Here is a 25,201-nt window from a genome sequence, read left to right as displayed (position 1 = left end):
AATAGTCCAGTATCTATAAAAGAAGGTGGAGAGACAAGCATGATAGAAATGCAGGATGTAATGAAAAAATATTCCAATGGTACAACTGCGATTCGTAACCTTTCTGTGTCAATCGGACCCGGTGAATTTGTTTATGTCGTTGGCCCAAGTGGTGCGGGGAAATCAACGTTTATTAAATTGATGTATCGCGAAGAGAAAGCCACAAAAGGATTATTGAATATTGCGGGATACGATTTATTAAAAATTAAGAACAAAGAAGTATCAAATATGCGCCGAGAAGTCGGTGTGGTTTTCCAAGACTATAAATTATTACCAAAGAAAACCGTCTATGAAAATGTGGCCTACGCCATGCAGGTTATTGGAAGAAAGCCACGCGATGTGAAAAAACGGGTAATGGAAGTCTTAGACTTAGTCGGACTGAAACATAAAGTTCGTGTCTTTCCAAGCGAGCTATCTGGTGGGGAGCAACAACGCGTATCGATTGCTCGTGCGATTGTCAATACACCAAAAGTGTTGATCGCCGATGAACCGACTGGGAACTTGGATCCAGAAAACTCCTGGGAAATCATGAAATTACTTGATCGTATTAATGCACAAGGCACAACTATTGTGATGGCTACGCATAATAGCACCATCGTAAATACAATCCGTCATCGCGTGATTGCGATAGAAAATGGACGTATTATTCGTGACCAAATGGAAGGGGAGTATGGCTACGATGATTAGAACCTTTTTTCGACATCTTTTAGAAAGTATGAAAAGTTTACGTCGAAATGGTTGGATGACCATTTCCTCAATCAGTGCGGTAACAATTACCTTGACCCTACTAGGGGCTTTCCTGATGATTATTTTAAATACCGTTAAGTTAGCGGAAGATATGGAAAACAACGTTGAAATCTCGGTTTTCATGAATCATGGAGTGACGCAAGAAGAACAAGATGCACTTGAAAAAGACTTAGCAGCCTTGCCGAACGTTGAATCAGTGAAGTTTTCTAGTCAAGATGAAGAGCTCGATCGAGTAAAAGAGTCTTACGGGGATGTTTGGGGACTATTTGATCAAGATAACCCACTGCTAGACGTTTTTATTGTACAGGCAAAAGCCCCAGAATTTGTCAAAGAAATTACAAAAGAAGCGCAATCGTCAAAATATAGCAAGGTCGTACATAAGGCAACCTATGGCGAAGATTTATCTGATAAAATCTTTGGCATTGCGCAAGGCGTCCGCACATGGGGACTGATCGGCTCTGGCTTACTACTCTTTGTTGCGATGTTTTTAATTTCGAATACGATTCGAATTACGATTTTATCAAGAGAACGAGAAATTCAAATCATGCGACTGGTTGGAGCGAAAAATGGTTATATTCGTTGGCCGTTCTTTTTAGAAGGTGGTTGGATTGGCTTGCTTGGTTCTGTGATTCCCGTGTTGTTAATCATTTTCGGTTATCCGGAAGTGTATCGTATTTTAAACCCGATTTTGTTACGTTCAAACTATGGTTTATTAGCACCAGATATTTTAACTTTACAAGTGAGCTTGGGCCTCATTTTAATTGGAATCACGATTGGTTCTTTAGGATCGATTATTTCTATGCGTCGATTCTTAAAAATTTAGACCGGTTAAAAGAGGTGTGGCAAAAGTCTGCACTTTTGGAAACTTCACGAAATCCGAGCAATTGAAAAAGCCAATCGTTCGAATTTCCCTCCAGTTTCTCAGAGCAAAACGACTTTTGTTGCCCGTTTATCCGCCAAACGTTCGTAAAACACCAAGGGACTGTGACATCTGTCACGGTCCTTTTTTTTCGAAGTAAATTGAAAAACACGTGATCCATAAACAAAAATATTGAAAAGAATATAGAAAAAAATATGGTTTTCTGAAAACAGCATCACATCTTTTAGTGAATTCTAATTTCAAAAAGATTGGTAAAATGTTAAGATAGGGTAAAGTCAATTTACAGACGAAAAAAGAATTTTACAAATAAGGAGTTTCAAAATGAAGAAAAAATATATTTCAATAGTAACCCTTGCTTTAGTCGTATTATTAAGTGGTTGTGCAAGTTGGATTGATCGAGGAGAATCGATTACGGCAGTCGGATCATCTGCTTTGCAACCGTTAGCTGAAACCGCTGCAGAATCATTTCAAGCTAAAAACCCCGGACGTTTTGTCAACGTTCAAGGAGGCGGAAGTGGTACGGGACTCAGTCAAGTCCAATCCGGTGCGGTGGAAATTGGAAACTCAGATGTTTTTGCAGAAGAAAAGAGTGGGATTGATGCGTCAAAGCTAGTTGATTTTCAAGTAGCTGTTGTAGGGATTACTCCGATTGTTAATAAACAAGTCGGTGTATCAAATCTTTCGATGGAGGACTTACGTCGCGTCTTTGTTGGCGAGGTAACAAATTGGCAAGAGTTAGGTGGAGAAGACCTACCGGTTGTTTTATTGAATCGAGCGAATGGGAGTGGCACACGTAATACTTTTGAACGTTGGGTTTTGAACGGTGAAACAGCGAAACAATCACAAGAACAAGACTCAAGTGGCATGGTGCGTCAAATCGTAGCAGATACCCCGGGAGCAATTAGTTATGTGGCCTTTTCGTATGTGACAGAAGAAGTGGAAACGTTAAAGATTGAAGGGGTTGCACCAACTGATGAGAACGTCCGGAAAAATCAATGGGTGATTTGGTCGTACGAACATATGTATACAAAAGGGGAGCCTACAGGATTAACGAGAGATTTCATCGACTACGTTTTATCCGAAGATGTGCAAACGAATATTGTAGGTAAATTAGGTTATATTTCGATTTCTAGTATGGAGGTACGAAGAGATTGGGAAGGAAATATCATTCCTTAATCTTTACGTAAAATTTACAATCTTCACTGGAAATTTACACGATGTTAAAAGGAAATTGATTTACAAACAGTAGACTAGTTAGAGATAAAATGAAAAGATTTGAGGAGGCTTTCTCTTGGAAGATGTAAAACAAATATTAACAAAAAAATCAAAACGGGCAAAAATGGAGCAAAGAGGAAAAATAATTAGCTTACTTTGTATTCTATTAATTGTTACCGTAGTTGTTTCAATCTTTTATTTTGTGGCAAGTAAGGGACTAGCGACGTTTTTTGTCGATAAAGTCAACTTTTTTGACTTTCTGTTTGGTACGAAATGGAATCCGAGTCAAGTGGGTGAAAATGGCCAACCGCTTGTCGGTGCCTTGCCAATGATTGTTGGTTCCTTTTTAGTAACCTTTTTATCTGCCATTGTCGCAACCCCCTTTGCGATTGGTGCGGCTGTTTTTATGGTAGAGATTTCACCGAAACAAGGACAAAAAATCTTACAACCTGTCATTGAGCTTCTTGTAGGAATTCCCTCGGTTGTGTACGGCTTTATCGGATTATCCGTTATTGTACCAGCTGTTCGTTCAGTTTTTGGTGGTACTGGTTTTGGGATTTTAGCTGGAACCTTCGTCTTGTTCATTATGATTTTACCAACCGTTACAACCATGACAGTCGACGCATTAAAAAGCGTTCCTCGTCATTATCGGGAAGCATCACTTGCATTAGGTGCAACTCGTTGGCAAACGACTTATAAAGTTGTTTTGCGAGCAGCGGTCCCAGGGATTTTAACGGCTGTTGTTTTTGGAATGGCACGTGCTTTTGGTGAAGCCTTGGCCATCCAAATGGTAATCGGAAATGCGGCTTTATTGCCAACAAGTTTAGTCACGCCTGCGTCTACCTTAACGTCTATCTTAACCATGGGGATTGGAAACACGATCATGGGAACGGTTGAAAATAACGTTTTATGGTCGTTGGCATTGATCTTACTCTTTATGTCATTAGTCTTTAATATTGCAATCCGCGTAATCGGTAAGAAAGGAAGTCTGAATTAATGAATGCAAAGAAAGTCGATAAATTAGCAACAGGGGTTTTATACGGGGTGGCAACAGTCATCGTTTTAATTTTAGCTTCTTTGCTGCTTTACATTTTAGTTCGAGGATTGCCACATATTTCTTGGGAATTCTTAACACAGCCTTCTCGTGCTTATGAAATTGGTGGCGGGATTGGTATTCAGTTGTTTAACTCTTTTTACCTGTTATTCATAACAATGTTAATTAGTTTTCCACTTTCATTAGGTGCTGGTATCTATTTGGCCGAATATGCGAAGAAGAATTGGTTGACCGATGTGGTACGAACGGCGATTGAGATTTTGAGTTCGTTACCATCTGTGGTTGTCGGATTATTTGGTTTTTTAATCTTTGTTATTCAGTTTGGTTATGGTTTTTCCATCTTATCCGGTGCGCTAGCCTTGACCTTCTTCAACTTGCCTTTATTGACTCGTAATGTGGAAGAATCCCTAAAAGCCGTTCATTTTACGCAACGGGAAGCAGGACTGGCTTTGGGATTGTCACGTTGGGAGACAGTGTTACGAGTAGTCGTACCTGAAGCGACTCCAGGGATTTTAACCGGGGTCATTTTAAGTTCCGGACGGATTTTTGGTGAAGCGGCAGCTTTAATTTATACTGCCGGACAAAGTGCCCCAGCCCTAGATTTTACTAATTGGAATCCCTTTAGCGTTTCGAGTCCGATTGGTTTGTTCCGTCAGGCGGAAACTTTGGCTGTTCATATTTGGAAAATTAATACGGAAGGTACCATGCCAGATGGAGCAGCGGTATCAGCCGGGGCTTCAGCGGTTTTAATTCTAGCTGTTTTAGCATTTAACTTTGGTGCCCGTGCAATTGGGAAACGACTACATAGAAAATTAACTTCTGCTTAAGGAGATTCGAATGAAAACATATAATTGGGAAGAACGGAATATTATTAAAATGAACGACCCGGAAAAAGTCATTCTACATACGAATGACTTACATGTCTGGTATGGAAGTAACGAAGCAATCAAAGGGGTTGACTTACAGTTTGAAAAAAACAAAGTAACGTCGCTCATTGGTCCGTCAGGTTGTGGGAAATCCACGTATCTTCGTTCGTTGAATCGGATGAATGACGAAATCGCGCACACGAAAGTGACTGGCGAAATTATGTACAAAGGGGTCAATGTCAATTCTTCTGAAGTGGATGTTTATGAGATGCGTAAGCGAATCGGTATGGTTTTTCAACGCCCCAATCCATTTAGTAAGTCTATCTATGATAATATTACCTTTGCTTTAAAACGTCACGGTGAAAAAGATAAACATAAATTGGATGAAATTGTTGAAACGAGTTTAAAACAAGCGGCTCTTTGGGAACAAGTCAAAGATTCGTTAGATAAGAGTGCCTTGGCTTTATCCGGTGGGCAACAACAACGTTTGTGTATTGCCAGAGCCATCGCGATGAAGCCAGATATTTTACTTTTAGATGAGCCAGCAAGTGCGTTGGATCCAATTTCAACAGGAAAAGTCGAAGAAACAATCGTCAGCTTAAAAGATGACTATTCGATTGTTATTGTGACGCATAACATGCACCAAGCGGCACGAATTAGTGATTACACGGCTTTCTTTTACCTAGGTCATGCGATTGAGTATGATGAGACCAGCAAGATCTTTACACGACCGAAAATCCAAGCAACCGAAGATTATGTATCTGGACATTTTGGTTAAGAAAGGCAGGAGAATAACATGAGTGAAATCATTCTTTCCTCAAGAGATTTACATCTATATTACGGAAAAAAAGAAGCCTTAAAAGGTATTGATTTAGATATTAATAAAGGGGAAATCACCGCAATGATCGGACCATCGGGTTGTGGGAAATCAACCTACTTGCGCGCGCTAAATCGAATGAACGATTTGATACCGAGTGTAACAATCACGGGAAGTGTCATGTATAAAGGAAAAGACATCTATAGCCCCAAAACAGACATTGTTGATTTACGTAAAGAAATTGGCATGGTTTTCCAACAGCCAAATCCTTTTCCTTTCTCCATTTATGAAAATGTAATTTATGGCTTAAAGTTAAAGGGAGAAACGGATAAACAAGTTCTAGATCGCGTGGTGGAAGAAAGTTTGAAAGCTGCTTCGGTATGGGACGATGTGAAAGACAAGCTTCATCAAAGTGCGTTGTCTTTATCTGGTGGGCAACAACAACGAGTCTGTATTGCTCGTGTCTTGGCCGTCGATCCCGAGATTATTTTATTAGATGAGCCAACGAGTGCTTTAGATCCAGTTTCTTCTGGAAAAATCGAAAATACATTGTTAGAATTAAAAGAAAAGTATACAATGATTATTGTGACACATAATATGTCTCAAGCGTCACGTATTTCTGATAAAACAGCCTTTTTCTTAAATGGTGATTTAATTGAATTTGCCGATACAAAGAAAATTTTCTTAAACCCTGGGAAACAAGCAACCGAAGATTATATTTCTGGGCGTTTTGGATAATTATATAGCGACACCAAGTATAGTAGCGGAAGGAAGATCGACATGTTACGAACGCAATTTGAAGAAGATTTATTGAATTTACACAATCAATTTTATGAAATGGGAATGCTCGTAAGTAAAGCCATTCATCATTCCGTGCAAGCTTACGTGAAACACGATCGCAAATTAGCAAGCGAGGTTATTGCTCAAGATGAGTTAGTTAACCAATTGGAAGTGCGGTTAGAAAAGAAAAGTTTTGAAATGATTGCTTTACAACAGCCAGTGACAACGGATTTACGTCGAATTATCACCGTGATGAAAGCTAGTTCAGATTTGGAACGAATGGGCGATCATGCGGTTTCGATTGCGAAATCAACGATACGGGTGAAAGGTGAAGAAAGAATTCCTGAAATCGAAAAAGAAGTCAATGAAATGTCTGATTATGTGAAAAAGATGGTTGATAATGTGCTGATTGCCTATGTGAAGACAGATGAAGTCGATGCAAAACTAATTGCGAAGATGGATGAAAAAGTCAATCAATGGTACAGTGATATTTATTATCAAGCGATTAAAGAAATGAAAAATGATCCAGAATTAATTATTATTGGCACCGAGTATATTAACGTTGCTCAGTATTTGGAACGAATTGGGGACTATGTAACCAATATTTGTGAGTGGATTGTTTACTTAGCAACAGGAAAAATTAGCGAGCTCAACTCGAATCGCGATGAAATCCTTTAAAAAGGTCAAGGAATCAATTTCTGAAGAAGCAGTCGAGCTGTCTTTTTAAGAAATTGATTCTTTTTTTTGACTAAAAACTGGTTTTTTTGCAAAATTGGTACTTAAGACCTATGCTTTTTCTCGAGGAAAGAGGCATAATAAGTATACAAGATAAACTTGTATAAAATAATTTGCTTGAGGAGGCAATTTCCATGAATGAAAGAGAAAGAATATTGGAACTAGTGAAAAAAGGTGTGCTTTCGACGGATGAAGCCTTGGATTTACTTGAAGAAATGGGCAAAAAAACAAATACAGAGACACAAGATAAACATGACGCAGAAGAAATACAAAATTTTATAGATGACGAACAAACATTTAAAACGAACGAAGAACCAAAAATGGATCGTGAGGCGGAAGATCAAAAGAATTTAGAAGAAATCTTAGACCGCTTGGCGACGGAATCCAATCAAGCATCCGCAGAATTGGATGAAGTGATGGTTGAAATTGAAGGAATTACCCTTTCATTAGTTGCTGCGCGTGAAGCTTTAATGGAGTTAAACACAAAAGAAGAGTTGGATGGATTAGAAGCCGAAGAACTAGTGGCTCGTCAAGATCTTGAAGAGGAAGTAAAAGAGTTAGAAGTAACGCTTGCTGAATTGAAGGAAGAAAAAAATAATTTGGAGGGGCAATTAAAAAATATTCGCCGTTCTCAATGGTCGCAAAAGAAAGAAGAATTTCAACAAAAAATGGATATTCCAGAGGATTGGAAAGAGCAAGCGAATGAAACCTTTAATCAAGTAGGTGAAAAAGTTGTCGATGTAACCAATCAAATGGGGAAATTTTTGAAAAAAACCTTTCAATCCGTTTCTCAAAGTGTCGGAGAAAACGTAGAGTGGAAAGACATTAACTTCAAAATTCCAGGAGTGGCAACGACAAAACTTGAAAAAGAATACCTGTACGAAGAAGTGACCGCAACGATTCTTGACATCCAAGTAGCAAATGGCCATTTGAAATTTAAATTCTGGGAAAAAGATGAAATTAAAGTGGAATCAACCATAAAACTTTATGGTAAAATGGATGCAGCCACCCCACTAGAGGCATTTGAAGAGCGCAGCCAAATTGATTTGAGCCATGAACGATTCATGTTTAAAGTACCGAACAAACGCGTTCGTGTGGATGCAACCTTTTATTTACCTGCAAGAACCTATGATTACGCAGCGTTTAAATTATTAAATGGGGATATTAGCATCCAAGATTTCGATGTCAAAGATATTTATGTAAAATCAACGAACGGGGATATTGAACTGACTGGACTCCGTGCATCCATGCTTGAAGTCTCAGGTGTTAATGGGAACGTCCAAGTCTTATCGGGTTCAATCATTGATGCAATCATCGATTCGGTAAATGGCTCCGTTCGTATGCAAACCGTACCGGAAAATCTAAGTGTCAGCTTAGTGAACGGTGATATTCGCCTGACCTTAAAAGAGGATCACTTGCGTCGATTGAAAGCGAACACCGTAAATGGCGATGTGAAAATTGCTTTACCAGTGACCCAAGGAATTGAGGGAATTGCCAAATCAAGTTTAGGTAGCATTCAAAATCGTTTGACTGACTTTGAAGTCGTTCGTGAGAAAAAAGAACGAATGAACCAATTACTCCAGTTCCGTCGTGTAACCGATGAAGTGGCGAAAATTGATTTATCAACAACTACAGGAAATATTTATTTGAAAAATAGTGAGGCATAAGCATCCGAATCAATGAGAAAGTTTGGGCAGCACGTTAAAAGGAGTCGAGATGCTTTTAGGTGTTTTGAACAAGGAAGGTGGAAACAATGCAAAGAAAATTAACAAAATCAAAAACAAATGTCGTCTTTACAGGGACGCTCGCGGGGATTGCAGAGTATCTAAATATTGATCCAACGATTATCCGAATTATATATGTATTTATTTCATTAGTCGGAGTGGGATCACCAATTATTCTGTATATTATTATGGCTGTTTTAATTCCTTCAGGAAAAAACAACCCGTCTTCATACGGTCATGACAATCGTTATTATCGTGGCAATCAATATCAACAAGAAAAGAACCGGAAAACATCTTCAAGAAAAGAAGCCGAGAAAGTGGATGAAGATGACTGGAGTGATTTCTAGTGACGTTTTTTCAACGTATTTTGGTGAATATGCTCGCGTTCATCTCTCTAACAGTCTTATTTCCAGAAATGATTTTCGTTAAGAGTTTTACGACTGCTTTAGTTGCGAGTGTCGTCCTTTCACTCTTGAATACGATTATTAAACCGATTTTAATGATTTTGTCTTTACCATTAACGATTTTAACTTTTGGGTTCTTTAGTTTTGTGATTAATGCGTTAATGCTGCAGTGGACGTCCACATTGGTGGGACACTATAACTTTGGTTTTGCCTCTTTTGGCTCGGCGGTTTTTGTCGCCATTATTTTGGCATTTGTCAATATGATTGTGAATCAAAGGCAGCTAGACAAATATATGCGAAGATAAGTCTTGTGAAAAAATTGTAACAAGCAAACAGGCGATGACCATGGTCATCGCCTGTTTGCTTAAGCGATTTATTGAATTGCTTCTTCTGTTACATGACTTAAATACGTGTCTACAAGGGCAATCGTTTCATCCAAAGCACCTGCTTCAAAAGGAGAACGGAGGTTAGCGATTGCTAAAATTTCTAAGAAGGTTTTCGTCCCACCGACTTGACAGATTGCTAAGTAGTCTTGCCAAGCTTGAGGGTCTTGATCGACGTTAAATCTTTTCCAGAATTGGAACGCACAGACTTGAGCTAGCGTGTAATCGATATAATAAAACGGCGAAGTAAAGATATGTCCTTGGCGGAACCAATAAATTCCTTGATCCATTTCTGGGAATAGGCTGTAGTCGCGTTCTGGACAGTACTGTTTTTCAAGACGACGCCAGCAGGCTTTTCTTTCTGCCGGTGTCCAGTGAGGATGTTCATAGACCTCTTGTTGGAAGTGATCCACGAGTACACCGTAAGGTAAGAACTGTAGAGCGCCAGCTAAATGGCTAAATTTGTATTTTTCCGTTTGGTCTCCAAAGAAGGACTCCATCCATGGCCAAGCAATGAATTCCATTGACATTGAGTGAATTTCACAAGATTCGTAGTTTGGAAAAACAATTTCTGGTTCTTTAATCCAACGTGATTCATAAGTTTGGAAGGCGTGTCCTGCTTCGTGAGTGAGAACGTCCACATCATGTGAAGTGCCGTTGAAGTTCGCAAAAATAAATGGTGATTGGTAATCTTGAATAAACGTGCAATAACCGCCCGCTTGTTTCCCAGTTTTACTTAGTAGATCTAATAAATTTCGCTCAACCATAAAGTCAAAAAACGCGCCCGTTTCAGGTGCTAGTTCATGGTACATTTTTTGCGCTTTTGCGACTAATTCTTCTGGTGTTCCTTTTGGCGTCGCATTACCCGTAGGAAAGACGAGCGCAAGATCATGAAAGTTTAATTTATCCAGACCATTTCGTTGTGCTTGTCTTTGGTAAAGTTTCTGTGTGACAGGTACAATTTTATTTAGGATTTCAGAACGATAGGTTTCAATCATCGGACGGTCATAATCCCAACGATTCATCAAAACATCCGCGAATTCAACATAGTTGCGAAAGCCCAATTTTTCAGCAATTTCTGCACGAATTTTTACCATCTTATCGTAGATGGCATCGAAGGCGGCTTCTTTTTCTGCATAAAAAGCCACGACTTTTTTGGTTGCTTGACGACGAGTTGCTTCCTTTGTATCTTGTGTAAAAGGTGAGATTTGTGAAAGCGTATAAGTTTCGCCATTGAACTCAATTTGTGCTGAAGCCACTAATTTAGAAAAATCAGAACAGAGTTGATTTTCTTTTTGGAAAAGCGGGATTAAATCTGGATGAAACGTTCTGATACGGCTTTCTGCATATAAAAAGAGTGTTTTAGGAAAAGCTTTTTTTAGTTCTGGAAGTAAAGGTGAGTTTAATAATGTTTGATAAAATTCAAAATCGAGACCTTGGAAATGCGGTTGGTATTCATTCCAAAAGTTGTCTTCTTCTTCATAGAAAGCATCATTTGTATCAATGGAATGTCGAATCAGCGCTAAATTATAAGCGGTTTCAATCTCTCCGCGTCGTTCATTCAGATGACTGACTGCCTCTTTTGCTTCATTAATCGTTGTCGCTGCGGCCAGAACTTGCAAGGTTTTTGAAAAATCAATTTTATAAGCTTCGTAATCTGGACGAAGGTATGTATAGTTGTCAAATTTCATTGGTTAAATTCCTCCTTTTGTATTTAAATGATAGCACAGAAAGTGAAAAAAATATGATAAATTTTGACTTTGGTAGTAACTTTCTTCAGAGAGTGATAAAATGATAAAATAAGCAGAAAAATGTTTAGAAAAGAGGTCGAAAAATGGCAGAGATTGTCAAAGTAAATGAATTAGTCCAAAGCTTAGGACTTGAAGTCGTAACGGGAAATGAAGAAGCATTAAATCGTCATATTATGACAGGTGATATTTCTCGTCCTGGTTTGGAATTAACCGGATATTTTAATTATTATTCTCATAATCGCGTGCAATTATTTGGTAGTAAAGAAATTACCTTTGCAGAACGGATGACAGAAGAAGAACGTTTGATGGTGATGCGTCGAATGTGTTGCGAAGACACGCCGGCTTTTATTGTCTCAAGAGGGTTGGAAGTTTCTGAAGAGATGATTCAAGCCTGTCAAGAAAATCAAATTCCGCTGTTACGTTCAAAAATCTCAACCTCACGCTTGATGGGGGAGCTTTCAACCTATCTTGAAGGCGAATTGGCACCTCGGACAAATGTCCACGGCGTTCTCGTCGATGTTTATGGATTAGGCGTATTAATTCAAGGAGATAGCGGCATTGGGAAAAGTGAAACTGCTTTAGAACTTGTTCAACGTGGGCATCGCTTGATTGCAGACGATCGCGTAGACATTTACAAACAAGATGAATTAACCTTAATCGGAGAACCGGCAAAAGTTTTAGAACATCTAATTGAAATTCGTGGGATTGGAATTATTGACGTCATGAACTTATTTGGTGCAAGTGCGGTTCGGGGTTCAATGGAGGTTCAACTGGTTGTATACCTTGAAAATTGGTCCCAAGAAAAAAATTACGATCGCTTAGGCTCAGCCGATGAAGTGGTGCAATTGGGTGGCGTCGATATCCCTCATATTCGCATCCCAGTCAAAACGGGTCGAAATGTGTCAAATATTGTTGAAGTCGCAGCCATGAATTTCCGAGCAAAATCAATGGGTTACGATGCAACAAAAGAGTTTGAGTCAAGACTTTCTCGTTTAATCGAGGAAAATTCAAGTATTTAGGATGTGAAAAAATGGTTGATCGTGTAGCATTTGATTTATTCGGTATCGAAATCTATTGGTATGCTTTAATTATTGTATTTGGCATCGTCGTTGCGATGTGGTTGAGTACGAGAGAATCGATTCGTGTCAATTTAAAAAAAGACGACGTATCAGACTTTATGCTCGTCGGTCTGCCAGTTGCTTTTATCGGTGCGCGACTGTATTATATTTTATTTGATCTGGCGCCCTATATCGAAAATCCGATTGAGATATTTAATATTCGCTCGGGAGGCTTAGCCATTTATGGTGGGTTAATTGCCGGCGGAATTTGGTTGTACCTCTTTTGTCAAAAGAATTTCATTTCTCCATGGACCTTTTTAGACATTGCTGCTCCGAATGTCTTGTTAGCCCAAGCCATTGGTCGTTGGGGGAATTTTATGAACCAAGAAGCCTTTGGTGGCGAAACGACGAAAGCTTTTTTAGAAAGCCTTCACTTACCCAAGTTTATTATTCAAAACATGTATATTGATGGCATCTACCGTCAACCGACTTTTTTATACGAATCGGTTTGGAATGTCCTTGGTTTTATCCTATTAATTGTCTTAAGAAAACAAAAGCACTTCTTTAAGCAAGGTGAAATTGCTTTAGCGTATGTTATTTGGTATAGTTTTGGACGCTTTTGGATTGAGGGCATGCGGACAGATAGTCTTTATTTATTTGGAGATATTCGTGTTTCCCAAGCCTTATCGGCACTTTTATTTGTCGGTGCATGGTGCGTATTAATTTGGCGCCGTAAAAAAGAGCCCCATTTAAAGCCTTATAATCGTTCTTATGGTCCAGATGAAGCCATTATTTAACAGCTATTTTTGTGAAGTTATGCTAAAATTTAGTCAAAGGATACGAAGCAAGAAACAATTTTAGAGGAGGTTTCCATCGTGAAACAAAAAATCGCTGTTTTAGGTCCAGGTTCTTGGGGAACTGCCTTAGCGCAAGTTCTATCTGAGAACGGGCATGAAGTTATCTTATGGGGGAAAAATCCTGAACAAATCAATGAAATCAATGAAAAACATACCAATCACCATTATCTGCCAGATTTGGTGATACCAACAAGCATCCGTGCGACGCTTTCTTTAGAAGAAGCCGTTGCAGATGCAGATAGCATCTTATTTGTTATTCCAACCAAAGCCATTCGAGAAGTTGCGAGGGAATTGGTCGGCTTTATCCAAAAGAAACCGTTTCTCATTCATGCATCAAAAGGATTGGAGCAGGGCAGTCATAAGCGTATCTCTGAAATTTTAGCTGAAGAAATCCCAGCAGCAAAACGGCAAGCGATTGTTGTCTTATCTGGTCCAAGTCATGCAGAAGAAGTTGCGGTACATGACATTACTACGATTACCGCAGCAAGCGAGTCCCTAGAGGCCGCGACGGTTGTTCAAAATTTATTTATGAATGATTACTTCCGTGTCTATACAAATCAAGACGTCATTGGAGTCGAAATGGGGGCAGCCTTGAAAAATATTATTGCTTTGGGAGCAGGTGCGATGGTCGGACTTGGTTTTGGCGATAATGCCAAAGCAGCCATTATGACTCGTGGCTTGGCAGAAATTAGCCGCCTTGGTGTAGCGATGGGGGCAAATCCATTGACTTTTATTGGCTTAAGTGGCGTTGGAGACCTCATCGTCACTTGTACGAGTGTCCATTCACGCAACTGGCGGACCGGTCACCAACTTGGGCAAGGTGAATCGCTTGAGCAAGTCTTGGCCGATATGGGAATGATTGTCGAAGGCGTCTCAACGACCAAAGCTGCGATGGAGTTAGCTCAACAGATGAACGTAGAGATGCCAATCACTGCTGCTATCTATCGTGTATTATATGAAGGGCAAGATATTCAAAAGGCACTAAAAGAAATTATGCTAAGAGATGGCAAAACAGAAAATGAATTTAGTTAAGGAGTTTAGGGAATGAAAGATGTAAAAGAAATCAATGAACTTTGTCAAATGAAAGTCCGAAAAGCAGTCATTCCAGCTGCTGGTTTAGGAACACGCTTTTTACCAGCGACAAAAGCAATGGCGAAAGAGATGTTACCAATTGTCGATAAACCCACGATTCAATTTATTGTAGAGGAAGCATTAGAATCAGGGATTGAAGACATTATTATCGTGACCGGAAAAGCCAAACGCCCAATTGAAGATCATTTTGATGCAAACTTAGAGCTAGAGACGAACTTAAAGGAAAAAGATAAAACAGAGCTGTTAAAGTTAGTCGAGGAAACCACGGATATTAATTTACATTTCGTTCGACAAAAACACCCACTGGGCTTAGGGCATGCGGTATTACAAGCAAAAGCGTTTATTGGAAATGAGCCTTTTGTCGTAATGCTCGGTGACGATCTAATGGACGATGAAGTCCCATTAACGAAGCAATTGATGCTTGACTATGAAGCAACACATGCTTCAACGATTGCCGTGATGGAAGTCCCACAAGAAGAAACCAATAAGTATGGCATTATCAATCCTGGTGGTGAAGTCGCCCCTGGACTTTATAATGTTAAAAATTTCGTTGAAAAACCAAAGGCAGAAGAAGCTCCGAGTAATTTAGCGATTATCGGTCGCTATTTATTAACGCCTGAGATTTTCACGGTCTTAGAAAAGCAAATGCCTGGTGCCGGTGGGGAAATCCAATTAACCGATGCCATTGATACGCTAAATAAAACGCAACGCGTCTTCGCTCATGAATTTAAAGGTACGCGATATGATGTTGGTGATAAGTTTGGTTTTATGAAAACAAGTATTGAATACGGCTTGACACACCCAGAAGTAAAAGAAAATTTAACTGAATATATTATCGAACTTGGTAAAAAGTTATCTGGAGAATCAAAATTAAAGAAAAACGAAACACCAGTAGTAACGAATAACGAAGAAGAGTAATGAGAAAAGGAGGTCATAAACTGAACAATTATTTGTTACAGCTTGCTGGCCTCTTTTTGTCTAAAAGTTGGGAAAAAAGAAAGGAGATTGAACATGACAGGTGGAGAAATTGCCGCATTAATTGCTGCCTTGGCTTTTGTCGTGCTAGTCATTGTCTTAGCACGTTTACTCGTACAGATTGGAAAAACCGTTGAAAAAGCCGAAGTCACACTGAAAGAAGTGAACCAAACGATTCAAATTGTAACGCGAGACGTTGATATCTTAGCAAGAGAGGTCGAAGGATTACTCGTAAAAAGCAATGAGCTAATGGGGAAAGTCAATGAAAAAGTTGAAACCATTGATCCTTTGTTTGAGGCGGTGGCTGATTTAAGTACGAGTGTGTCGGATTTAAATACTTCTGGACGACAAATGGCAACGCGCTTTACTAGCATGGGACGAAGTGTGACTCAAGCAAGTATTATTGGCAAGGTTAGCCAAGCGACCATTCATCGTTTTAAACAAGGTCAAAAAATAAAAAAGAAAGACACAGGAGGAAATGAAGATGAGTAAAAAAGGTGGATTTTTATTGGGAGCCGTAATTGGCGGCACAGCGGCAGCAGTGGCAGCTTTGCTGTTAGCACCGGAGTCAGGAAAAGAGTTACGTGAAAAGTTAGCCAAACAAGTGGATGATTTATTAGATACGGCATCAGATTATACCGATGAATCCATTGAAAAAGGCAATGATATCAAACAAACGATTAAAGATAAAACGAGTCTTTATACAAAAAGATTAGAGGAATTAGCTGAAATGCTAAAAGAAAAAGTTGGCGAAGTGGTCGAAGAAGCCCAAGATGTTTCTGATGATGTTTTAATGGAAATTGAAGAAGAAGTGGCTGATATTCGAAAGAAACTTGAAGAAACTGAAGAAGCAATGGCTGATATTGTCATTCCACTGGACGAAGAAGCAGTTGACATTGTTTTAGAAGCCGATGATTTTGAAGCGACGGTCGATGAAACGTTGGAAGAAATTGAAGAAGCGATCGAAGAAGAAATTTTAGAAGAAAAAATCGAAGAATTAAAAGAAGTCATTGAAGAAAACAATCCTGAACATGAGTAACATTAAGTAAGAAAAGAGAAAGGACTGCGCTATTGGTGCTGGATTTTACACGTGAAGTTGAAACAATCAACTTGTAAGATCTCATGCACATTGGCGCAGTCCTTTTTGTATAAGTTTTTACTTGTGGCTTTATTCGATGATGAGTAATTCTTTGCTTGTTTGGGTAAAAGGGAGACAGCCGTCTTTTGTCACGTAGACGCAATCTTCAATGCGCACGCCAACTTGTTGTGGGAGATAAATTCCAGGCTCAATTGAAAAACACATGCCTTCTTCAAGAATCAATTCATTTCCCTCTACAATCGAAGGAAATTCATGTACGCTCGTTCCAATGCCATGCCCGAGTCGATGATTAAAGTAAGGACCATAGCCAGCCTCTTCAATGACTTGACGCGCAATTCGATCCAGTTCATGAGCGGTTATTCCTGGCTTTACGGCGCGTTGTGCTGTTTGTTGGGCGGTTAATACAATTTGATGAATCTCTCTTTGAAATGCTGTTGGTTCCTTGTATGCAACCGTGCGTGTGGCATCACTGCAATAGCCTTGCCAAACAACACCTAAATCAAATAAGACGAGTTCGTTTTCTGAAAGAACCGTTTGATTAGGTATGCCATGAGGATCAGCTGCTCGGGGGCCGGTAAGCACCATTGTGTCAAAAGACATCTGAGAAACGCCTTTTCGCTTGAGTTGGTATTCGATTTCTGCAACAATTTCTTGTTCAGTTGCGCCTGCTTTGAGCGCAGAAAATCCAATCTCAAAGGCCACATCTGCCCAAGTACCTGCTTCCAACAGACCATCGATTTCTTGTTTTGTTTTGATGAGTTGCATTTGTTGAAGCAGCGGTGAAAGATCTTCGGTAAAACGAACATTTTCAAAAAAACGAGCAAAAAGTTCATAACGATCGAGTGAGAGCGCAGCCTTCTCGAGAGCGCAGGCTGTTAGCGTTCCAAAACGTTCCTTGATTTCCGTTGCAATGATTTTCCAAGGGTTTTCAGTATCCAAATAACCAACGACATCGTATGGCCAAGGGCTTTTTCGAGCGGCTTCGACTTCTAGCGCAGGAGCGAATAAGAAGGGGTCACGTTCGGTAGAAATAAACAAGCCTAAGATACGCTCGTGTGGGTCGCTCCTGTAACCGGTAAAATAAGCAATGGATTGCGGATTGCTAATAAAGGCAAGCGAGACTTCCTTTTGGATGAGCCATTGCTTTAATTCATTGATTTTTTCGATATTCATTGTCAGCCTACTTTCTGTGAATGTTTCTTCTCTTATTATACTATGAATCAATGAAATGACTAGTAATAAATAATTTTCATGAAAACGGAACTAAAACGGTTGCAAATTGTGATAAACTTTGCTATTCTAACTAAGAAATGTAAACAACATTTTCTGAAAATAAAATAAAGTCGTTTAAAGGAGAAATGTATCATGGATAAACAAACAATTACCATTTATGATGTTGCGCGTGAAGCCAACGTATCAATGGCAACTGTTTCCCGTGTAGTTAACGGTAACCCAAATGTCAAACCAGCTACACGTAAGAAAGTACTTGAAGTGATTGATCGTCTAGATTATCGCCCGAATGCTGTCGCTCGTGGTTTAGCAAGTAAAAAAACAACAACGGTTGGGGTGATTATTCCGGACGTTAGCAATATGTTCTTTGCCTCTTTAGCTCGCGGAATTGATGATGTCGCAACGATGTATAAATATAATATTATTTTAGCGAATTCTGACGGCGATAGCGTAAAAGAAGTCAATGTGTTAAACAACTTATTGGCCAAACAAGTAGATGGTGTGATTTTTATGGGTCATCGTATCACGGATGAAGTCCGTGGTGAGTTTTCTCGTTCAAAAACACCCGTTGTATTAGCGGGTTCTTTAGATCCTGATCATCAAGTGGGGAGTGTCAACATTGACTATCGTCTAGCAACGAAAGATGCGGTTTCTCTTTTAGCTGAAAATGGCAATAAAAAAATTGCATTTATTAGTGGTGCATTGATTGATGCGATCAATGGACAAAACCGGGTTGTCGGTTATAAAGAAGCACTTGAAGCGCACCAATTAGAATACAATGAAGGTTTAGTCTTTGAATCTCGCTATTCATTTAATGACGGATTAGCGCTAGTTGAACGCTTATTAAATAGCGGGGCAACGGCTGCTTATGTAACAGACGATGAATTGGCAATTGGTATTTTGGATGGTTTAATTGATAGAGGAATCAAAGTGCCAGAAGAGTTTGAAATTGTGACAAGCAATAACTCGCTCTTAACACAGGTTGCCCGTCCAAAATTATCAAGTGTGACCCAGCCGCTTTATGATATTGGTGCAGTATCGATGCGTCTATTGACCAAATTAATGAATAAAGAAGAAGTAGAAGAAAAAACCATTACATTACCTTATGGCATTGCGAAAAGAGGCTCCACGAAATAGTCATGCGCAAAAGCTGAGGTTTCGTCTGAAAACATTCATTTTTTCCTGATCGACCGAATGCAGGGACTGGTCGAAAAGGAAGAGGCTGTGACACTTGTCACAGCCTCTTTTGTATCTTATGGATAGGTGGACAACAAAAAGGCGTTCTTTCGTGAAGTTTCTTAGAGCAAAACGATTTTTGTCATCCCTTCTTTTTGATAGGATTTTTTACTCAGCCTCTTTCGCATCTGATTTTTCTTCTTCGTCTTTTTTATCCTTGTCCTTATCTTTATCCTTATCTTTGTCTTTGTCTTTATCCTTGTCTTTTTCTTTTTCTTTTGGTTTTTCTTTTGGCTTTGGAATGGCTTTTTTCCAATAATCTGTATAGTCACTATCGGTGCCGCCAATCCCAAAACGAAAGGAGAGGTCTGCCGGTCCATTCTTGGCCCAATAAGAAGTTGTCGTCTCGGTAGGTGTATTGAAAGTGGAATGATTAATTGTCATCGTTCCTCCAGGTTTTACGCCGGTAAATTTTGCGACCGAGGTGCGCATGACACTTGAATCAAGTTGGAATTTTTGGTCGGTACCAATAATTTCAGGTTTTGCTTGATAAATGGCATTTGCTAAATTTGCCATGTAGTTTGCTGTTCGTTGTCCCCCAAAAGCATCAGAAGGTTTGCTGTCTTCGCGACCAGACCAACTGCTTAACGTAATCTTCGGGGTTGAAATGACGAGCCATGAGTCTACGTTTTCATCCGTCGTTCCAGTTTTTCCAACCCAGTCGGCATTTCCTAGATTCCAATCAAGGTTGCCCATCCGGTATTTGACATCTGTCGTAAAAGCATCGGTTAGCACACTACGCATTAAATCAACCGTAATGGATGCAGCAGCAGCTGAAAACACTTGAGTTGGATTGGCTTCATGTTGATAATAAACTTTTCCGTTGGCATCAATAATCGATTCAATTAAGTATCCTTCTTGATAGACGCCTCCATTGGCTAAGGTTTGAAAGCCGTTAGTCTGCTCTAAAGTTGTGACCTCAGTCACCCCTAAAGGAGCCGATTCATATTGCCAAACGGGTGTCTCTGGGAAGTTCATTTTTTTCAAGTATTGTTCATAAACGGCATCTGGTGCGCCCATATTGTCTAGGGTATGTTGATAAATATGAGTAGCAGGAATGTTGTCTGAACGAATCATCGATTCACGAATCGTTTGAAACGTTTTTGAACCTGCGTTGGTTGCATTGAGGATTGGGACACCCGAATCTTCTCCGTTACTCCAGGTCGTTGGGTAATCGGAGACTCTGGTTTCGGTTCCGATAAATCCTTGATCAATCGCCGGCCCATAAACTAAGAAGGGCTTAATCGCAGAACCTGCTTGGCGTTTTGAACTTAAGGCGTGGTTATAAGGATTTTTGTTATAATCTCGTCCGCCCACAAAGCCTAAGATACGTCCGCTACTGTTCTCCATGAGTACATTTCCGACTTCAATTGTTGCTCCTGCCCAGTTATCTAAATAGGAGCCATAGTTTGCGACTGCGTTTTGCATTGCTTGATAGACCGTTTTGTCAATCGTTGACTGCACGGTATAACCTCCACTTGCCAACTTTTGAGTGGCTTTTTCGAAGTACTGTTCACGGATTTCGTCTTTCTCAAAATCTTCGGCAGAAACTTTATTTTCTTCAGCTAAACGTTGGGCAACAATCTCAGTGGCTTCTCCCATGACTGCGTAGTAAAGAAAATTTTGATTTTCTTTTTCTAACGTTGCTGGCGGGAGGAAATCAGCAACTAAATCATAGGCCAAGGCTTCTTCGTATTCTTCTTTGCTGATATCGTGGTTGCGATACATGCTAAATAAGACGAAATCCTTTCTTTGTAGGCCGTAAGCGAGCTGTTCTTCTTCCTTAATTGTTCCAAGGTTCGAATACGGGGTATACACAATGGGACTTTGCGGTAGTCCGGCAATAAAGGCTGCTTGTGGAAGATTGACCTCGCTTGCATTTACGCCGAATATTCCTTTGGCCGCTTCCTGAACCCCTGCGATGTTTTGTCCTTGATGATTCCGACCGAAGGGGGAAACATTGAGATACATTGTAATAATTTCATCTTTTGAAAAGTTATTTTCGACTTCTGTTGCTAAGATGATTTCATTGGCTTTTCGACTAAAGGTTGTTTCGTTCGTTAAAATTTGTTGTTTGACGAGTTGTTGGGTTAGAGTCGAACCACCGCTACTACCAAAGCCCGTGACCTCCGATGCCAACGCGCGAATGACTGCTTTTGGAACGATTCCATGATGTTCATAGAAATGTTCATCTTCGGTTGCAATAACAGCTGTCTTAATTAACGGAGAAATTTCATCGGCTGCCAGATTTGTACGTAACAAGTCAGAGCGAATCGTCGCAAAAACACTTTTATCATTATAAGCTAAGTGCGATGTTTGCGTCATTTCGCCTAAATCCCGTTGTAATTGTTTTTTTGAAGGAATCGTTGTGTCTTCAACTAAGTAATTAAAATAGCCAATACCAATACCTGCAGCAAGAGAACCTCCGATGATTAAAAAAGAAATGCCGACTAAGACGATCGAATACAAGACCCGTAGAAAGACATTTAAAGAAAACCACAGGGAAGATTCAGTTATTTTTTTCTTGGGTTGTGGCAAAATTGTCACCTCGTTTTTTAATTTGTAACGGTCTTATTATAGCAAAAAACGATTCTAATAGATAGAAATGTCGTTAATTTTCGAAATTACCTTTTCTTTCCTTAATATTTCAGTTAAGATTAGCCATATCACCAATTGCAAGGAGGAATTATTAATGGCATCAGGTTTTTTTCAAGAATTACATGAACGAGGGTTGGTCCATCAAGCAACCGATGAGCAAGCCCTAGAAAAACAATTAAATGAAGAGGTAGTCAAACTTTATGTAGGCTTTGATCCTACTGCAGATAGTTTACACATCGGGCACTTATTACCGGTACTCATGCTCCGTCGTTTCCAACAAAATGGACACGTTCCAATCGCTTTAGTTGGGGGAGGAACAGGAATGATTGGCGATCCTTCGTTTAAGGATCAAGAGCGGCAATTAAATACTTTAGATACTGTCAAAAACTGGTCTGAAAGTATCAAACATCAATTATCGCGTTTTATTGACTTTGAAGATGAGACGAATCCAGCGATTATTGCCAATAACTACGATTGGTTGGGAGAAACGCTTCTAATTGATTTTTTACGTGATGTTGGAAAGCACTTTACTATTAACTATATGATGAGTAAGGAAAGTGTCAAACGTCGAGTAGAAACGGGTATTTCTTATACGGAGTTTGCCTACCAATTATTACAAGCGTATGATTTTATGAAATTGTATGAAACGCATGGTTGCTTGTTGCAATTAGGTGGTAGCGATCAATGGGGAAATATTACAGCAGGAATAGAACTTTTACGTCGAGAAAAAGAAGTGCAAGGTTTTGGTTTAACGATGCCTTTAATTACAAAGGCAGATGGGACCAAATTTGGAAAAACGGAAGGAAATGCTGTTTGGTTGGATGCCGATAAAACAACGCCTTACGAGTTTTATCAATTTTGGATTAATACGGATGACCGAGATGTCGTGAAATTCTTAAAATACTTCACTTTCATATCGTTAGAAGAAATTGCAACGATTGAAAAGGAATTTATTGAAGCACCGCATCAACGTAGCGCGCAAAAAAGACTCGCTCAAGAAGTCACGACACTTGTTCACGGTGAAGCAGCTTATGCACAAGCTTTGCGCATTTCCGAAGCCTTATTCAGTGGAGAGATTAAAGGGCTTTCTGGCGATGAAATTAAACAAGGCTTTAAAGGTGTTCCAACGTATGAAGTACAAGCAGCAGATGACCGCAACTTGGTGGAATTATTAATTACCGCTAAGGTAGTCGCATCAAAACGTCAAGCACGTGAGGATATTCAAAACGGCGCCATTTATATTAATGGGGAACGTGTACAAGATTTAGCCTATGAAATTCGTGAGTCTGATAAAATTGATGGTCACTCAACAGTGATTCGTCGCGGGAAGAAAAAATATCACTTACTCGTATTTTAAGAAGGAATGGAAGTTGGGGCACTGTCGTTAAAGGCAAGGCCTCAACTTTTTTAAAGGAGGAAACCAATGCAAGAAATTATCTGGCAATCGCTTAGTTTATTTTTCATGATCTTATTAGGATTTCTAATGAAACGAGTCGGACTTTTACAAAAATCAGATGGGACTTTGCTCGCAAGGGTCATTATGAATATTACCTTGCCGGCTGTTATTATTGTCAATTTCATGGATTTAACGATTGATCGGGGACTGTTACTTTTTATTGCGATTGCTTTGGTTTGGTACTTTGTACAACTGACAAGCGCTTATTTTTATGCGCGAAAAAAAGACGCCATGTCTAAGGCGTTATTTATGTATGGGGCATCTGGTTTTAATATTGGAAACTTCACCTTGCCCTTTGTTCAAAGCGTTGCGCCGCTAGGGATTCCTCTGGTATCAATGTTTGATGTTGGGAACAATTTGTTGCTATCTGGTGGGAATAAAATTGTGATTGATCAAGTGATTGGGCATTCGCATCAAGTTCGTCTCAAACAAATTGGGTTACAACTAGCCAAATCCATCCCATTTAGTTGCTACTTAATCATGTTTCTTTTTAGTTATTTTTCAGTTGAAATTCCACATTTTGTTATGACCTTGGCGACACCTGTTGCATCGGCGAATGTCTTTTTATCGATGTTTATGATTGGCTTGTACTTGGAATTTCGTTTACCAAAAGCGGCCATCAAAGAGATTATCGCCGTGTTAGCCTTACGCTACGGCATTGGTTTTTTCGTCATTGGACTCTTAGCTTTTTTACCAGTCTCGGATTTGACTAAATCAATGCTCAGCTTGTTAGCTTTAACTCCAATTCCTTTATTTGGGATTATGTTTGCGGTGAGTTCCGGTGTAAAAGAAGAAGTCTTAGGATTTGCAGCTTCCATCAGTTTTTTACTCAGTCTTCCCTTAATGACGCTTGTTTTACTTATTTATCGTTAATCGAATGAGGCAAAAGAATTGTTATTTATATGAAAATCCTTCATACTTTAAACAGAAGAAATCAAGGAGGTAACAAACATGTTACTAGGATCACACGTATCGATGAATGGCAAAAAAATGTTGTTAGGTGCAGCAGAGGAAGCGGCAAGTTATGCTGCCTCGACCTTTATGATTTATACAGGTGCACCTCAAAATACGCGACGTAAAGCGATTGAAGAAATGAATATCGAAGCCGGTACGGACTTTATGAAGGAACACGGCCTCAGTCATATGGTCGTTCATGCGCCTTATATTATTAACTTAGGGAATACCATTAAACTGGAAAATTTTGGTTTCGCTACGCAATTTTTACGCGAGGAAATTGTTCGTTCACAAGCATTAGGTGGGACTCAAATTACGATGCATCCAGGCGCACATGTGGGGGCTGGACCGGATGCGGCCATCGCACAAATTGTCAAAGGGTTAAATGAGGTCCTAACAGCAGAGCAAATTCCACAAATTGCTTTAGAAACAATGGCTGGAAAAGGGACGGAAATCGGACGGAGTTTTGAAGAGTTAGCTAAAATCATTGACGGCGTGACTTTTAATGAAAAACTGTCTGTCACTCTAGACACTTGCCATCTTCACGATGCAGGTTATAATGTGCGTGAAGATTTTGATGGCGTGTTAAATGAATTTGATAAAATCATTGGGCTGGATCGATTAAAAGTAATCCACGTGAATGATTCAAAAAATATTCAAGGTGCTAAAAAAGACCGGCATGCCAACATTGGCTTTGGAGAAATTGGTTTTGAGGCACTGCATAAAGTCGTCCACCATCCTCAATTAGTCGAACTACCGAAAATTTTGGAAACACCGTATGTTGGTGAAGATAAAAAAAATAAGAAAGCACCCTATGCTTTTGAAATCGCGATGTTAAAACAAGGAAGCTTTGATCCACTGTTATTGGAAAAAATTACCAATCAAGCGTAATTTTTACATTTTCTAGTACAAAGGCAAGGAGGGCACTTTCTTTTTTAAAAGATTGTGATTGCGCCTTTTCTTTTGTTTTAATATCTAGTAAAATATATAGTTGAGAGTCTTTGTAGGGAAGGAGTGTTACCATGAACTGGGGATTAGCGATCTTATTTATTGCAATTGGTGCTGCATTAGGCGCCATCGGTGGTTTTTTCTTAGCACGTAAATACATGCAAGATTATTTAAAGAAAAATCCACCAATTAATGAAGATATGTTGCGTTCAATGATGTTATCAATGGGTCAAAAGCCTTCTGAAAAGAAAATACGTCAGATGCTACAACAAATGAAAAATCAAAAATAACGATTTTTTTAAA

Annotated in this window: 25 protein-coding genes; 22 read left to right on the top strand and 3 right to left on the bottom strand. The window is 39.4% G+C overall.

The window, feature by feature from the left end:
- Positions 1 to 39: 39 nt before the first annotated feature.
- From ftsE to ACYSNO_RS02855, 11 genes are all read left to right on the top strand, one after another.
- Positions 40 to 726: a cell division ATP-binding protein FtsE gene (ftsE, locus tag ACYSNO_RS02905; protein ID WP_461729557.1), complete on the top strand. Its 687-nt coding sequence runs from the start codon at positions 40 to 42 to the stop codon at positions 724 to 726.
- Entirely contained in the window at positions 719 to 1,609 is an 891-nt protein-coding gene (gene ftsX / locus ACYSNO_RS02900; protein WP_461729556.1) for a permease-like cell division protein FtsX, read from the top strand. Before ftsE ends, ftsX begins: the two co-directional genes overlap by 8 nt.
- A 378-nt stretch (positions 1,610 to 1,987) precedes the next feature.
- Positions 1,988 to 2,842: a phosphate ABC transporter substrate-binding protein PstS gene (locus tag ACYSNO_RS02895; protein WP_461729555.1), complete on the top strand. Its 855-nt coding sequence runs from the start codon at positions 1,988 to 1,990 to the stop codon at positions 2,840 to 2,842.
- Positions 2,843 to 2,957: 115 nt separating this feature from the next.
- Positions 2,958 to 3,878, top strand: coding sequence for a phosphate ABC transporter permease subunit PstC (pstC, locus tag ACYSNO_RS02890; RefSeq protein ID WP_461729554.1), 921 nt, complete (start codon positions 2,958 to 2,960; stop codon positions 3,876 to 3,878).
- On the top strand, positions 3,878 to 4,762 hold the full coding sequence (gene pstA, locus ACYSNO_RS02885; RefSeq protein ID WP_461729553.1) for a phosphate ABC transporter permease PstA: 885 nt from the start codon (positions 3,878 to 3,880) through the stop codon (positions 4,760 to 4,762). The genes pstC and pstA overlap by 1 nt, the downstream gene beginning before the upstream one ends.
- 10 nt (positions 4,763 to 4,772) lie before the next feature.
- The gene (gene pstB, locus ACYSNO_RS02880) at positions 4,773 to 5,579 is read left to right on the top strand and encodes a phosphate ABC transporter ATP-binding protein PstB (RefSeq protein WP_461729552.1); all 807 of its coding nucleotides are present in this window, start codon (positions 4,773 to 4,775) and stop codon (positions 5,577 to 5,579) included.
- Between the two features lie 18 nt (positions 5,580 to 5,597).
- Positions 5,598 to 6,356: a phosphate ABC transporter ATP-binding protein PstB gene (gene pstB / locus ACYSNO_RS02875; RefSeq protein WP_461729551.1), complete on the top strand. Its 759-nt coding sequence runs from the start codon at positions 5,598 to 5,600 to the stop codon at positions 6,354 to 6,356.
- A 42-nt stretch (positions 6,357 to 6,398) separates the two neighbouring features.
- Entirely contained in the window at positions 6,399 to 7,076 is a 678-nt protein-coding gene (gene phoU / locus ACYSNO_RS02870) for a phosphate signaling complex protein PhoU (protein ID WP_461729550.1), read from the top strand.
- Positions 7,077 to 7,267: 191 nt separating this feature from the next.
- Positions 7,268 to 8,800 carry a daptomycin-sensing surface protein LiaX gene (gene liaX / locus ACYSNO_RS02865; RefSeq protein ID WP_461729549.1) on the top strand — a complete coding sequence of 511 codons (1,533 nt, stop codon included), beginning with the start codon at positions 7,268 to 7,270 and terminating at the stop codon, positions 8,798 to 8,800.
- Between the two features lie 86 nt (positions 8,801 to 8,886).
- A complete protein-coding gene (locus ACYSNO_RS02860; RefSeq protein ID WP_461729548.1) occupies positions 8,887 to 9,204 on the top strand; it encodes a PspC domain-containing protein in 318 nt (105 codons plus the stop codon).
- A complete protein-coding gene (locus tag ACYSNO_RS02855) occupies positions 9,204 to 9,566 on the top strand; it encodes a phage holin family protein (protein WP_461729547.1) in 363 nt (120 codons plus the stop codon). The genes ACYSNO_RS02860 and ACYSNO_RS02855 overlap by 1 nt, the downstream gene beginning before the upstream one ends.
- A gap of 68 nt (positions 9,567 to 9,634) precedes the next feature.
- On the opposite strand, the gene ACYSNO_RS02850 is transcribed toward ACYSNO_RS02855, so the two are convergent.
- Positions 9,635 to 11,335, bottom strand: a complete 1,701-nt coding sequence (locus tag ACYSNO_RS02850) for a M3 family oligoendopeptidase (protein WP_461729546.1) — start codon at positions 11,333 to 11,335, stop codon at positions 9,635 to 9,637.
- 143 nt (positions 11,336 to 11,478) lie between these two features.
- On the opposite strand from ACYSNO_RS02850, the gene hprK reads away from it, so the two are divergent.
- From hprK to ACYSNO_RS02820, 6 genes are all read left to right on the top strand, one after another.
- On the top strand, positions 11,479 to 12,414 hold the full coding sequence (gene hprK, locus ACYSNO_RS02845; protein ID WP_461729545.1) for an HPr(Ser) kinase/phosphatase: 936 nt from the start codon (positions 11,479 to 11,481) through the stop codon (positions 12,412 to 12,414).
- Between the two features lie 11 nt (positions 12,415 to 12,425).
- Positions 12,426 to 13,250 carry a prolipoprotein diacylglyceryl transferase gene (lgt, locus tag ACYSNO_RS02840; protein ID WP_461729544.1) on the top strand — a complete coding sequence of 275 codons (825 nt, stop codon included), beginning with the start codon at positions 12,426 to 12,428 and terminating at the stop codon, positions 13,248 to 13,250.
- A 78-nt stretch (positions 13,251 to 13,328) separates the two neighbouring features.
- Positions 13,329 to 14,342 (top strand): NAD(P)H-dependent glycerol-3-phosphate dehydrogenase, encoded by a 1,014-nt coding sequence (locus tag ACYSNO_RS02835; protein WP_461729543.1) that lies wholly within the window; start codon positions 13,329 to 13,331, stop codon positions 14,340 to 14,342.
- A 48-nt stretch (positions 14,343 to 14,390) separates the two neighbouring features.
- Positions 14,391 to 15,320 carry a UTP--glucose-1-phosphate uridylyltransferase GalU gene (gene galU, locus ACYSNO_RS02830; protein ID WP_461729714.1) on the top strand — a complete coding sequence of 310 codons (930 nt, stop codon included), beginning with the start codon at positions 14,391 to 14,393 and terminating at the stop codon, positions 15,318 to 15,320.
- Between the two features lie 93 nt (positions 15,321 to 15,413).
- Positions 15,414 to 15,869: a DUF948 domain-containing protein gene (locus tag ACYSNO_RS02825; RefSeq protein WP_461729542.1), complete on the top strand. Its 456-nt coding sequence runs from the start codon at positions 15,414 to 15,416 to the stop codon at positions 15,867 to 15,869.
- Positions 15,862 to 16,416 (top strand): YtxH domain-containing protein, encoded by a 555-nt coding sequence (locus tag ACYSNO_RS02820; RefSeq protein WP_461729541.1) that lies wholly within the window; start codon positions 15,862 to 15,864, stop codon positions 16,414 to 16,416. The genes ACYSNO_RS02825 and ACYSNO_RS02820 overlap by 8 nt, the downstream gene beginning before the upstream one ends.
- A 129-nt stretch (positions 16,417 to 16,545) precedes the next feature.
- Here the strand turns inward: ACYSNO_RS02820 and ACYSNO_RS02815 are convergent, their stop codons facing one another.
- Complete coding sequence (locus ACYSNO_RS02815) at positions 16,546 to 17,649, bottom strand: aminopeptidase P family protein (protein ID WP_461729540.1); 1,104 nt, start codon at positions 17,647 to 17,649, stop codon at positions 16,546 to 16,548.
- 192 nt (positions 17,650 to 17,841) lie between these two features.
- On the opposite strand from ACYSNO_RS02815, the gene ccpA reads away from it, so the two are divergent.
- The gene (ccpA, locus tag ACYSNO_RS02810; RefSeq protein WP_461729539.1) at positions 17,842 to 18,843 is read left to right on the top strand and encodes a catabolite control protein A; all 1,002 of its coding nucleotides are present in this window, start codon (positions 17,842 to 17,844) and stop codon (positions 18,841 to 18,843) included.
- A gap of 207 nt (positions 18,844 to 19,050) precedes the next feature.
- Here the strand turns inward: ccpA and ACYSNO_RS02805 are convergent, their stop codons facing one another.
- Positions 19,051 to 21,480, bottom strand: a complete 2,430-nt coding sequence (locus ACYSNO_RS02805; RefSeq protein WP_461729538.1) for a transglycosylase domain-containing protein — start codon at positions 21,478 to 21,480, stop codon at positions 19,051 to 19,053.
- Positions 21,481 to 21,634: 154 nt separating this feature from the next.
- Here ACYSNO_RS02805 and tyrS point away from each other — a divergent pair, with 154 nt between their 5' ends.
- From tyrS to ACYSNO_RS02785, 4 genes are all read left to right on the top strand, one after another.
- Positions 21,635 to 22,897, top strand: a complete 1,263-nt coding sequence (gene tyrS / locus ACYSNO_RS02800; protein WP_461729537.1) for a tyrosine--tRNA ligase — start codon at positions 21,635 to 21,637, stop codon at positions 22,895 to 22,897.
- Positions 22,898 to 22,963: 66 nt separating this feature from the next.
- Positions 22,964 to 23,869 (top strand): AEC family transporter, encoded by a 906-nt coding sequence (locus ACYSNO_RS02795; RefSeq protein WP_461729536.1) that lies wholly within the window; start codon positions 22,964 to 22,966, stop codon positions 23,867 to 23,869.
- 78 nt (positions 23,870 to 23,947) lie between these two features.
- Positions 23,948 to 24,841: a deoxyribonuclease IV gene (locus ACYSNO_RS02790; protein WP_461729535.1), complete on the top strand. Its 894-nt coding sequence runs from the start codon at positions 23,948 to 23,950 to the stop codon at positions 24,839 to 24,841.
- A gap of 131 nt (positions 24,842 to 24,972) precedes the next feature.
- The gene (locus ACYSNO_RS02785) at positions 24,973 to 25,188 is read left to right on the top strand and encodes a YneF family protein (RefSeq protein WP_461729534.1); all 216 of its coding nucleotides are present in this window, start codon (positions 24,973 to 24,975) and stop codon (positions 25,186 to 25,188) included.
- The last annotated feature ends 13 nt before the right edge of the window (positions 25,189 to 25,201 follow it).

This window comes from Enterococcus sp. LJL98, from assembly GCF_054871745.1.
Note: the sequence above shows the minus strand (reverse complement) of the source record. Positions and strands in the feature narration are given on the sequence as shown.